The following is a 9,706-nucleotide window of genomic DNA, read 5'->3' as shown; positions in this document are numbered from 1 at the left end:
CTAACAAGGCGCTTAACTCGTTCCCTTCGGTCACTGGGACAATAACACTGCGGTGCTACGCACTCTACCGCAGAGTTATTGCCCGTTAGCTTTGCGTTATGTGTCAGGAGTAACAGACAATTATGGAAGAACTTTTCAATAAATACACGGAAGCCTTTGACGCTTTTGACCCAGAAGCTATAGCAAATCTATATCGTGTACCTTGTGCTATTTCGGACGCAGACGGCGTTCAAGCATTTGCTTCAAAATCTGATTTAGTTAAAAAGTTCGCATCCAATTGCGAGTCTATGCGTGATTTTGGATACCAACATGCTCAATTTAATATTCTGCAACAGCAACCTCTTGGGCAGGATAAGGTTGCTACTACAATTGGTTGGCGTATAAATACGAGTAGCTCTAGTATAGACTTCCGTACACTATACATTTGTCATTTAGTAGACAGTAAGTGGTTTGTGTTTAGCGCTAATGTGTACCAAGGCAGTTTTAGCAATGCCACATAACAAAAAAATTCAAGCGGACATTGGCAAGAGCGGCCAACGCCGCTTAATTTGGTGTTAGGCTGCACTAGGTTGTTTTGTGTTGCGCATCACGCTACAATAAATTCATGATCAAATCATTTAAGCATAAAGGCCTCAAGTTGTTTTACGAAAAAGGTAAAACAGCAGGCATTCAAACTCATCATGCAAAAAAGCTTCGCATGCAACTTGCAGCTATAGATACTGCTAATGAAATTGACGATGTCAATATTGCCGGCTTTTCTTTGCATAGATTGAAAGGTGAGAGTTCCAATATTTGGTCTATATCTGTGAATGGAAATTGGAGAGTAACATTTGAGTTCAAGGACGGTAATGCTTACATTCTTAATTATGAGGATTATCACTAATGAACATGTATAACCCACCACACCCTGGTGAATTTATAGAATCGGTCTATCTAGAGCCTTTTGGTATTAGTTGCCGAACTCTAGCAACTCATCTCGGCGTAGCTGCTTCAACTTTGAGCCGAATAGTCAAAGGTAAGAGTGCAATAAGTCCAGAAATGGCTTTAAGATTATCTAAAACACTCGGAAGAACACCAGAAAGTTGGTTAAGTATGCAAGACAATTATGAATTATGGCTAGCGAAACAGCGCTTAGATTTGAATACAGTTCAACGACTAGATTTAAATGCAGCCTAACAAAAATTTTGAAGACGGATGTTCGCGAAGAGCGCGCGCCCACCGCTTAAAATGGTGTTAGCTATCTTGAGGAACGTCCAGTGACAGTTGTTTTGTCGAAGTATAATCCCGATTGGGCTCACATGTTTGAAGAAGAAAAGTTATATCTATTAAGCTATCTAGATAATTTTGTAGTTGGTTCAATTGAGCGTGTTGGCAGCACTTCTGTACAGGGCATGGTTGCGAAGCCCATTATTGATATCATGTGCGGTGTCCAGACCTTAGATAGATCGCGGGATGCTATCTCGGTTTTAGAAAGCGCTGGTTATTGTTACTACCCTTATAAAGCTGATGTGATGCATTGGTTCTGCAAACCAACGCCAGATATTCGAACGCATCACTTGCATTTAGTTGAATATGAAAGTGCTTTATGGCGGGACAGGCTAAAGTTTAGAGATTTACTCAGAAATGAGCCACAAATTTTTGAACAATACAAGAGTTTGAAGATCGAGCTCGCTCGAGAGTTTGGTGGAGACAGAGAAGTTTATACTAAACGCAAAGGTCCATTTATTCAGAGGGTGTTAGATAATGCCGATAGCTAACAAAAACATGAACCGGACATTGGCAAGAGCGGCCAACGCCGGTTATGTAAAGTGTTATGTGCCAGAGGAGTTTTAATGCAAAGGAATAAAACACTTATTATTGCTGGTTGTTTAAGTTTCATAGCTTCCTTACTTCATATAGCCTGTATTTTTGGTGGTCCAGAATGGTATCTATTCTTTGGTGCAGGGGAAAGAATGGCTCAACTGGCTGCTGTCGAAGACCCTTATCCCACAATAGTAACCCTTATCATCGCTTCTATTCTTGCTGGTTGGGGGTTATACGCACTTTCTGGCGCGGGTCTGATTTTCAAATTGCCACTTTTAAAAACTTGTTTGGTCCTTATCACAGCCATATATCTCATTCGTGGAATTGCTGGTTTGTTTGCTCCGTTTGTTACATCAGATCCTGTGGTGCACCAAAATTCAGTCACCTTTTGGGTTGTCAGCTCAATTATTTGCTGTATCTATGGTATGTATTATTTGTTCGGTACAAAGCAGGTATGGCGGTCGGTTTGAGTTCGTGGGCACATAACAAGAGCCTCAAGCCAGTCGCTGTGGCTCCTTCGGACGTATTGCATTGTGTAAAAACTGCGACTCGCTTCACTCGATTATTGCAGTTTTTACACAATGCAATCCGCCGCTTAGGCTGGTGTTAGGCAGCTACAAGGACGTATATGAAATTTACTAAGTACTTTGAGGCAACAAGAGCACGGCCCGACAGAGCTTCAATCCGATTAGAGTGGATAGAGTTTGTTGTAAGTAATGCCCCCTATCAATACATTCAAACGGACGGCCGAATTAGAAAATGGGCTCAAATAGTAGATGCTGAAAATAAGTATTTAAGAGTCGTCTTGCTAGAAGATGGTGAGACAGTACATAATGCTTTCTTTGATAGGAGGTTTAAACCATGAAAATGAGCTATTTCGAAGATTCAGATACTCTGTATATTGAGTTTAAGTCTACTGATATCGTTGATACTAAAGATTTAGACGAAAGTACGACACTTGATCTAGATTCCAATGGTGATGTTGTCGCCATAACTTTAGAGCATGCCAGTAATAGAACTGATATTGGTCAACTAACACTTAGTGGGATCGCAGCCTAACAAAACACTGAAGCCAGTCGCTGTGGCTCCTTCGGACAGGTTGCATTGGCTAAAAACTGCATTTCACTGCGTTCAATTATCGCAGTTTTTATTCAATACAACCCGCCGCTTAGTGCGGTGTTAGATGTCGCGTAGGGTCAGAGTTTGAAGAAGTTTATAGATTGGGATATTGAGATTAACGGCAGATGGCTAGATGCTGCACACTCCTTCGGTTATCACTTATTCAAGCAAATGCGCGCAGACAGAATCGCGGCGCTACCCATTCAGTTATCAAACTCAGAACGCGAAGTGGCTATCAAGGCTATTGATGACACTATTTACACTTTTATGATGATGTTTGATGGCATCTATAAATTTGACATTGATAATGACCACTCTGCTGAATATGCTTTGATTCAACGAATAAGAGACAATAATGATGACGTAGTTTCTGAGATTGAATTAGCTCCAGATGGCGACGAATTGACCATAGGATTCCATGGTTGGAAGGAAAATGATTTTGGTGAATAGGATATTTTTGATTCAGACATCTAACAAGATATTCAACTCGCTACGCTGGGAAGACACCTTGTGTCACCCGTTAATACGGTGTTAGTTTCCTATCGAGGTCTCGTGAAAAAAGTTGCTCTTGTTATATCAATTTTTACAATGGTCATTCTTTTTTGCATACCAAAAGAACAAAGTGAAATTGAAAAATTGAGTGTTACAAAGTCTGGTGAAAGCGTTATTTCTAAACACTTAAAACCTAATGAGAAAACATCGATTGAAACTGGTTTGGGAGACGGTTCTTTTACGCCCCCAGAAGAATACTTGCTTGAAGCAAAAGAAATACGTCGTTGTAATAAAATACCTAACACAGAAGATGAACTTGATGTGTGGCTGACCAATGCTAATGAAGTGGGTGAACCAGACGAGTATATAGAAGATGTTTTGTATCGTTTTGAGCGCTGCTCACAACTTAACTTTGTATCTGATGATTTTGTTGAACTACTCATCAAAGCAATCAAATTAGGATCTGATAACGCTGTGTCAGAGTTATGGGCTATTTCGGATAAAGAATACTTTCATAGTAAAGGCTTAGTTGAATTAAGCAGAGAAGACACTATAGAGCAAAGAATTAAATTTAATAAATTGAAATACCAACTTTCTGAAAGTATTGCTTTAACTGGAGGGGAGCAGGCAATATTGAGACTAGTTATAGGGTATCAAAATTACGATCCAGAGTCTGGAAATCCAAACTATCTAAAAGCCATAGCCTATGCGGATTTTGGGATGAAGATAATAGAAGACAATGATGTTTATCTGAAATTAGATTTCATCAAACAGCGTGTTTCTCATAATATGGAATATCAAGGTCTTCAACAAGCGCAAGCTCTAACTGAAAGCTTATTAATCAAATTTGGTGAAAACGGAAACTAACAAGTCATTCAAGCAGGACAAAAAACAGCTGGTTTTTGCTCGTGCCTCGCTAATTTTAACCAGCTATTTTATTGCCTCTTAATGAGGCGTTAGGTGCTATTGCGTTAAATAAGGGATCACTAAGTTGTTTGCTGTAATTTTTAAAGCCCAAGTGGGTAACCAAGACTCACAATATTCTGAAACTGTCGCCATCATGCGAGACTTGGCTTTTAATAAATACAACTGCCAATACAACCCGCCGCTTAGTTCGGTGTTAGATGCCACAAATGAGTGACCATTTTGAATACATATTATCGCAGCTCAAAATTAGCGAAGACGATGAATGGGGTTTGTGTATTGAACTAATCGATTATGAACATTTTGACTATATAGATGATGTAATAACTGAAATTTTTGATATCGAATATTCGTTTTGCGTCATGGATGAGTCAGAAGGGAAATTCATAATGTACTTCAAGGACGATGTTACAAAGTGCTTATTGGTAGATGCTGTTTCAAAGATTAATCGTCACCACAAATTTGAGAAAAAAGAGTATGTTCTACCATCTAGCACCTAACAAGGAAATTGAAGACGGATATCTGGGAAAAGCACCCAGCTACCGCTTAATTTGGTGTTATACCCTTTGAAGGAAACAATAGTGAAAGGAATAAAAGTAACCACAAACCCTGATGATTTAAACATTGAATTAGTCCATTCGTTGGTCTCTAATTCATATTGGGCAAAGGGAATTCCTCTACTAACTTTACAAAAATCTATTGCAAATTCACTAGTGTTTGGCGCATACAATGAATCTGGTGAACAAGTTGCGTTTGCGCGGGTTGTTACAGACAAAGCAACATTTGCGTATCTAGCTGACGTTTTTGTAATTGAATCTTATCGTGGATTGGGTGTAAGCAAATTACTTATGGAGGAGATTTGCTCTCATTCAGATTTACAGGGTTTACGCCGTTTTATGTTGGCAACAAGCGATGCTCATGGCTTGTACTCCCAGTTTGGTTTTCAGTCTATAGAAAACCCTGACATACTTATGCAAATTTGGCAGCCCGGCGTATATGAACAAACACGGGTATAACAAACCAATCAACATCGTTCGCTGCGCTCTCTGGGACGCTTACTCGCCGGCGCAACTTCGGACATTTTGCATTTGCTAAAACCTGCGTTTCACTGCGTTCAATTTTTGCAGATTTTAGCAAATACAAACTGCCGCAAATGCTGGCGTTATGTTTCTGGGCGTTTTAAACTTAAAGGAATAAGTAATTGAAGTTTTTATTAAATATAGTCTTGTTAGCAGCGCTTGTAGGGCTTGGATATTGGGCATATATCGAACTCTTGGCAGGAGAGACAACCTTTGGTTCGCGACGTCACCCTGTAGCAGTTATTGCTGCTTGTTTCTTTTTCTCTACATATCTCATTATCGATACTATTTTAATCGCAATAAAACCATGGGTTAAAGAACATCCTAAACTATATACGCGCCTATACTCTGGGTTTTGGACTTTTTTGCTTGGGCCGGAGAAATCGAGAGATGAAACATAACAAACGTTTTATGGCGCTCGCTAGCGCTCTCTCGGACACACAATTTGTTGTGCAATTTGCATTTCGCTACGCTAAATTAAAGCAAATTCCACGACAAATCGTGCGCCGCATAAACGAGTGTTATGTGCTTCCATGAACTTGCATAGGTATAAGGCAAAAATATCGGCAATCAGTACTGGTGAAAGTGAATTTGAATTTCTTGGTACATGGATAGGTTTCGCTGGCATGCTTGTAGCTATAATAGACATTATCTTTTTTAGCCACCCAAGAGAAGCAGTAGGCCTTGCAGGAGTTATCGTTGGTCCCCTTTGCTTTTTTTATTGGGTTACAACGCAGCACAATCAGTTAATTTTTATATTCAACGGTATTTGCACTATTGTAGTAGTTCTTTTAACAGTAATTCTTTTTCTGGGACATTTTTACAAGCTGCAACTTAGTGCAGTGATAAACTTATACTTAGTTTACATTGCTTCAATTTCTATAATTGCAGCTTTTTATGGTAAGAAATTTACATCAATACGCTCATAACAATACACTGAAGCCAGTCGTTGTCGCTCTTTCGGACAGGTTGTATTGGCTAAAAACTGCATTTCACTGTGTTCAATTCTCGCAGTTTTTAGCCAATACAACCCGCCGCTTAGTTCGGAGTTATATGCCTAGAGGAAGCTTATGCCAGCGAAGCTAGATGACATTGAGTGGGCAATTGAATTCGCGTCTTCTGGTTTAGGCGATCACGAGGCGTACATCAATTTGGATACTGGTGAAATATATTATGTTGGTGATGCGGTTGAAGAACCGATACCAGATGATCTCTATGAGAGTGATAAATATCTTATATTCCCTAGCAAACAAGACTTAGACCTAGGCAAACGATTGGCTCTAAGTTTTATTGCCGAATCGATTCCTGAAAAACTAGAGTTTGGCTACGATATTTTCAGTCGCCGCGGTGCATATTCAAAATTCAAGACTCTGCTAGAATCAAAGGGAAAACTACAAAGTTGGTACGCATACGAAGAGGCTGCGTTAAAGCGAGCAATAATACAATGGTGTCGAGATAATGAAGTTGAATTTGACAACGGCATATAACAAATGGATTAAGACGGATTTTGCGAAAAAGCATCGCAAAACCGCTTATCCAAAGTGTTAGAACTCAGATTATCCCAAAGATATGGAAGTATATTTAAAGGTGTTTTTCTTTTTTGGCTTCTTTGGTATCGCGTCGATTGTTTTGGGTATTGTTCTGATGCTAATACTTAAAGAAAAAGATAGTTCAGGCCCAAACTTATTAGCACGTGGTAGCTTAATATATAGAGACTTAGACAGTTTTCTTAATGAGAGAAATCGGAAAATCATCCTCTTAGTCACTTATTTTGGCTGCGGTTGTATATTGCTATCAATTTTTGGAAGTTTAGTTGCCTGGGGAATGAGGTAGTTTTGAATACAAGTTCTAACAAAGCGCTTAACTCGCTCCCTTCGGTCGCTGGGACACAAGCGCAGCGCTGCTTCGCCATTGTAGCGCTGCATTTGTGCCCGTTAGCTTAGCGTTATAGCTCTAGTTAAGATGCGATTGACGGTACTAATATTTAGTACTATCATTGTTTAATGAAAAGAAAACATCAGAAGACTTTAGCTCTCATCTTTTCAAGACCTGTCAGTGGTAATGTAAAGTGGAAAGATATCGAGCAACTATTTATTGAGCTTGGAGCTGAGATATCCGAGGCTGAGGGCTCTAGAATTGGTGTTAGGCTTTTTGGCGACAGACGCGTCTTTCATAGACCACATCCGTCCCCTGATACAGACAAGGGTGCGGTTAGCAGCGTCAGACGTTGGTTAGAGTCAAATGGGGTGAAACCATGAAAAATATCATGAACATAAATGGATACGATGCTGTTATCACGTACGATCCCGAAATAGAGATGTTTAGAGGTGAGTTTATTAACTTAAATGGCGGTGCTGATTTTTATGCGGCCGATATTAAGGGTTTGCATGAAGAGGGTTCAACCTCTCTAAAAGTATTTCTTGAAATGTGTGAGGAAGATGGTGTAGCACCTAAGAAAACCTATTCGGGTAAATTTAATGTTCGTATAAGCCCAAAGCTACATGAGCACCTCGTTTTGAAAGCTTCTGCCACAGGGAAAAGCATAAATCAGATTGTTGTGGAATCGTTATCAAGCAACGTCGGTAGCGAGCTATAACAAAACGATGAAGACGGACGTAATACAAAAGCGGTATTACGCCGCTTATCGAAAGTGTTATGCATCTTGGTGTACTGAATGAGTGAGTATTGGAATGCAATGGTTCCAGAGATAACTGTGAGTAGTCTCGACCGATCATTAGCGTTTTATTTGTGTTTGGGTTTCAGTGTTAGATATCGACGCGAGAACCCTCCATTTGCTTATTTAGAAATTGGTCAAGCGCAGCTTATGTTAGAACAAATACATGAATCAGGATGGTTGACGGGCAGTTTGGAGCCTCCATTTGGTCGGGGTGTAAATTTTCAGATAGAAGTAGAAAGTGTTCGAAACATTGAAGCTAAAGCACGAATTGCCAATATTGCATTGTATGAAGGGTGCAAGGAAAGTTGGTATTTCGTGGGTGAAGGCCGCGAAGAGGGACAACTTGAGGTTTTATTGCAAGACCCAGACGGTTTTCTACTTAGATTTATCGAACCTTTAGGAAGTAGAGAGAACGATGCATAACAAAACGTTGAAGCGTACAAAAATAAAGAACAATTTTCGCCGCTTAACGAAGTGTTAGCATTCTATGTATATAGCTTTAGCCTATTTTTTTATTAGTTGCTTTTTGTGCTATGTGCTCGTTTTTGTAACCGATAGAATGCAGATGCGAACAGGATTAGTCTATTTAATTGTTGTAGCCTTAATATTAATTGCGGCTTGCCATAGTCGAATATTATTTTATGGGATGTTTTTGGGGTATGAAACCGATAATTGGCTAATTAAAATATCCGCTTTAATATTGTTATTGCTAACTGCATTCTTGAATTTGAATAGACTAATGCGAAGAAATAATCGATTAAACGGGGCGTCAAAGTGAAAGTCTATTTAAGTCCGAATGCTAACAAAACTATGAACCGGATGTTGGCAAGAGCGGCCACCATCGGTTATAGAAGGTGTTATTCCCTCTTGGAAAACGAATGTCTTCGAAAAGCAATTTCATATTAATGGCTGAATACAATAAATGGATGAACGCATCTATCTATTCTGCTGCGTCGAATTTAGGCTCAGAGGAACTTGCCATGGATAGAGGGGCTTTCTTTGGTTCTATCATTGGTACACTCAATCATATCTTGGTGGCAGATATAATTTGGCTTAAACGTTTTGCCACTCATTCCAAAACTTTTACTGCATTAAATTCGTTAGCATCGAAGCCTAAACCTGAAAAACTAGACTCACTTCTGTTCTCAGAACTCGCCCTCCTTAAACAAGAAAGGGTAAGTCTGGACAGCACAATCTTGAATTTTGTTAATCAGCTTTCCGAGGGCATTTTAGCAAGTAACCTAAACTATCAAAATATGAGAGGCGTCTCGTATTCAAAATGCTTCGCACATCTACTGCTGCATTTCTTTAATCATCAAACTCATCATCGTGGACAGGTGTCTACACTGTTGTCACAACTTAATGTAGATTTAGGCGCCACGGATTTGCTGGTTAAAATACCCAACGCGTAATGGGCATAACAAACGCCTAATGGCACTCACTGCCGTTCGTTCGGACACACAATTTATTGTGCAATTTGCATTTCGCTACGCTACATTATTGCAAATTACCGTAAGCGTCCAGTAAACCACATATTTCCAAGTTAAGTCCAACCCTGCACCATGAGGCCTCAACTATCAAGTAGAGGTCTTTATGCAAAACAAACGACGAA

The 9,706-nt window shown here is 39.6% G+C and carries 18 protein-coding genes; all 18 read left to right on the top strand.

The window, feature by feature from the left end; translation table 11 throughout:
* The first annotated feature begins 122 nt into the window (after positions 1-122).
* The 18 genes from ACFO4O_RS16390 to ACFO4O_RS16305 all read left to right on the top strand — a co-directional run bounded on the left by ACFO4O_RS16390 (position 123) and on the right by ACFO4O_RS16305 (position 9,506).
* The gene (locus ACFO4O_RS16390; RefSeq protein ID WP_382410498.1) at positions 123-500 is read left to right on the top strand and encodes a ketosteroid isomerase family protein; all 378 of its coding nucleotides are present in this window, start codon (positions 123-125) and stop codon (positions 498-500) included.
* Between the two features lie 104 nt (positions 501-604).
* A complete protein-coding gene (locus ACFO4O_RS16385) occupies positions 605-883 on the top strand; it encodes a type II toxin-antitoxin system RelE/ParE family toxin (protein WP_382410497.1) in 279 nt (92 codons plus the stop codon).
* A complete protein-coding gene (locus tag ACFO4O_RS16380; protein WP_382410495.1) occupies positions 883-1,176 on the top strand; it encodes a HigA family addiction module antitoxin in 294 nt (97 codons plus the stop codon). The genes ACFO4O_RS16385 and ACFO4O_RS16380 overlap by 1 nt, the downstream gene beginning before the upstream one ends.
* 80 nt (positions 1,177-1,256) lie before the next feature.
* On the top strand, positions 1,257-1,757 hold the full coding sequence (locus ACFO4O_RS16375) for a GrpB family protein (protein WP_382410493.1): 501 nt from the start codon (positions 1,257-1,259) through the stop codon (positions 1,755-1,757).
* A 75-nt stretch (positions 1,758-1,832) separates the two neighbouring features.
* The gene (locus ACFO4O_RS16370) at positions 1,833-2,273 is read left to right on the top strand and encodes a hypothetical protein (protein WP_382410491.1); all 441 of its coding nucleotides are present in this window, start codon (positions 1,833-1,835) and stop codon (positions 2,271-2,273) included.
* 391 nt (positions 2,274-2,664) lie between these two features.
* On the top strand, positions 2,665-2,862 hold the full coding sequence (locus tag ACFO4O_RS16365; RefSeq protein WP_382410489.1) for a DUF2283 domain-containing protein: 198 nt from the start codon (positions 2,665-2,667) through the stop codon (positions 2,860-2,862).
* A 144-nt stretch (positions 2,863-3,006) separates the two neighbouring features.
* The gene (locus tag ACFO4O_RS16360) at positions 3,007-3,372 is read left to right on the top strand and encodes a hypothetical protein (protein WP_382410487.1); all 366 of its coding nucleotides are present in this window, start codon (positions 3,007-3,009) and stop codon (positions 3,370-3,372) included.
* A 102-nt stretch (positions 3,373-3,474) separates the two neighbouring features.
* Positions 3,475-4,281 carry a hypothetical protein gene (locus ACFO4O_RS16355; RefSeq protein ID WP_382410485.1) on the top strand — a complete coding sequence of 269 codons (807 nt, stop codon included), beginning with the start codon at positions 3,475-3,477 and terminating at the stop codon, positions 4,279-4,281.
* Positions 4,282-4,405: 124 nt separating this feature from the next.
* Positions 4,406-4,555, top strand: a complete 150-nt coding sequence (locus tag ACFO4O_RS16350; RefSeq protein WP_382410483.1) for a hypothetical protein — start codon at positions 4,406-4,408, stop codon at positions 4,553-4,555.
* Positions 4,548-4,838 carry a hypothetical protein gene (locus ACFO4O_RS16345; RefSeq protein ID WP_382410481.1) on the top strand — a complete coding sequence of 97 codons (291 nt, stop codon included), beginning with the start codon at positions 4,548-4,550 and terminating at the stop codon, positions 4,836-4,838. Before ACFO4O_RS16350 ends, ACFO4O_RS16345 begins: the two co-directional genes overlap by 8 nt.
* Positions 4,839-4,919: 81 nt before the next feature.
* Positions 4,920-5,354, top strand: coding sequence for a GNAT family N-acetyltransferase (locus tag ACFO4O_RS16340; protein ID WP_382410479.1), 435 nt, complete (start codon positions 4,920-4,922; stop codon positions 5,352-5,354).
* A 185-nt stretch (positions 5,355-5,539) separates the two neighbouring features.
* Positions 5,540-5,818 (top strand): hypothetical protein, encoded by a 279-nt coding sequence (locus ACFO4O_RS16335; RefSeq protein WP_382410477.1) that lies wholly within the window; start codon positions 5,540-5,542, stop codon positions 5,816-5,818.
* A gap of 132 nt (positions 5,819-5,950) precedes the next feature.
* Positions 5,951-6,346: a hypothetical protein gene (locus ACFO4O_RS16330; protein ID WP_382410475.1), complete on the top strand. Its 396-nt coding sequence runs from the start codon at positions 5,951-5,953 to the stop codon at positions 6,344-6,346.
* A gap of 141 nt (positions 6,347-6,487) precedes the next feature.
* Positions 6,488-6,904: a UPF0158 family protein gene (locus ACFO4O_RS16325; RefSeq protein WP_382410473.1), complete on the top strand. Its 417-nt coding sequence runs from the start codon at positions 6,488-6,490 to the stop codon at positions 6,902-6,904.
* A gap of 516 nt (positions 6,905-7,420) precedes the next feature.
* Positions 7,421-7,675, top strand: coding sequence for a type II toxin-antitoxin system HicA family toxin (locus ACFO4O_RS16320; RefSeq protein WP_110430433.1), 255 nt, complete (start codon positions 7,421-7,423; stop codon positions 7,673-7,675).
* Complete coding sequence (locus tag ACFO4O_RS16315; protein WP_110430432.1) at positions 7,672-8,013, top strand: type II toxin-antitoxin system HicB family antitoxin; 342 nt, start codon at positions 7,672-7,674, stop codon at positions 8,011-8,013. The genes ACFO4O_RS16320 and ACFO4O_RS16315 overlap by 4 nt, the downstream gene beginning before the upstream one ends.
* A gap of 78 nt (positions 8,014-8,091) precedes the next feature.
* The gene (locus ACFO4O_RS16310) at positions 8,092-8,517 is read left to right on the top strand and encodes a VOC family protein (protein ID WP_382410471.1); all 426 of its coding nucleotides are present in this window, start codon (positions 8,092-8,094) and stop codon (positions 8,515-8,517) included.
* A 455-nt stretch (positions 8,518-8,972) separates the two neighbouring features.
* A complete protein-coding gene (locus tag ACFO4O_RS16305; RefSeq protein ID WP_382410469.1) occupies positions 8,973-9,506 on the top strand; it encodes a DinB family protein in 534 nt (177 codons plus the stop codon).
* The last annotated feature ends 200 nt before the right edge of the window (positions 9,507-9,706 follow it).

The sequence above is a fragment of the Glaciecola siphonariae genome, assembly GCF_042652645.1.
Taxonomy (GTDB): domain Bacteria; phylum Pseudomonadota; class Gammaproteobacteria; order Enterobacterales; family Alteromonadaceae; genus Glaciecola; species Glaciecola siphonariae.
The sequence above is the reverse complement of the archived record's forward strand: the minus strand, read 5'-3'. Positions and strand labels throughout refer to the sequence as shown.

Bases quoted from the DNA above. Each gene is read 5' to 3' on its own strand.
- ACFO4O_RS16370 (WP_382410491.1), top strand. From the start codon at position 1,833: ATGCAAAGGAATAAAACACTTATTATTGCTGGTTGTTTAAGTTTCATA.
- ACFO4O_RS16365 (WP_382410489.1), top strand. From the start codon at position 2,665: ATGAAAATGAGCTATTTCGAAGATTCAGATACTCTGTATATTGAGTTT.
- ACFO4O_RS16345 (WP_382410481.1), top strand. From the start codon at position 4,548: ATGAGTGACCATTTTGAATACATATTATCGCAGCTCAAAATTAGCGAA.
- ACFO4O_RS16310 (WP_382410471.1), top strand. From the start codon at position 8,092: ATGAGTGAGTATTGGAATGCAATGGTTCCAGAGATAACTGTGAGTAGT.
- ACFO4O_RS16385 (WP_382410497.1), top strand. From the start codon at position 605: ATGATCAAATCATTTAAGCATAAAGGCCTCAAGTTGTTTTACGAAAAA.
- ACFO4O_RS16390 (WP_382410498.1), top strand. From the start codon at position 123: ATGGAAGAACTTTTCAATAAATACACGGAAGCCTTTGACGCTTTTGAC.
- ACFO4O_RS16305 (WP_382410469.1), top strand. From the start codon at position 8,973: ATGTCTTCGAAAAGCAATTTCATATTAATGGCTGAATACAATAAATGG.
- ACFO4O_RS16315 (WP_110430432.1), top strand. From the start codon at position 7,672: ATGAAAAATATCATGAACATAAATGGATACGATGCTGTTATCACGTAC.
- ACFO4O_RS16380 (WP_382410495.1), top strand. From the start codon at position 883: ATGAACATGTATAACCCACCACACCCTGGTGAATTTATAGAATCGGTC.
- ACFO4O_RS16330 (WP_382410475.1), top strand. From the start codon at position 5,951: ATGAACTTGCATAGGTATAAGGCAAAAATATCGGCAATCAGTACTGGT.
- ACFO4O_RS16325 (WP_382410473.1), top strand. From the start codon at position 6,488: ATGCCAGCGAAGCTAGATGACATTGAGTGGGCAATTGAATTCGCGTCT.
- ACFO4O_RS16320 (WP_110430433.1), top strand. From the start codon at position 7,421: ATGAAAAGAAAACATCAGAAGACTTTAGCTCTCATCTTTTCAAGACCT.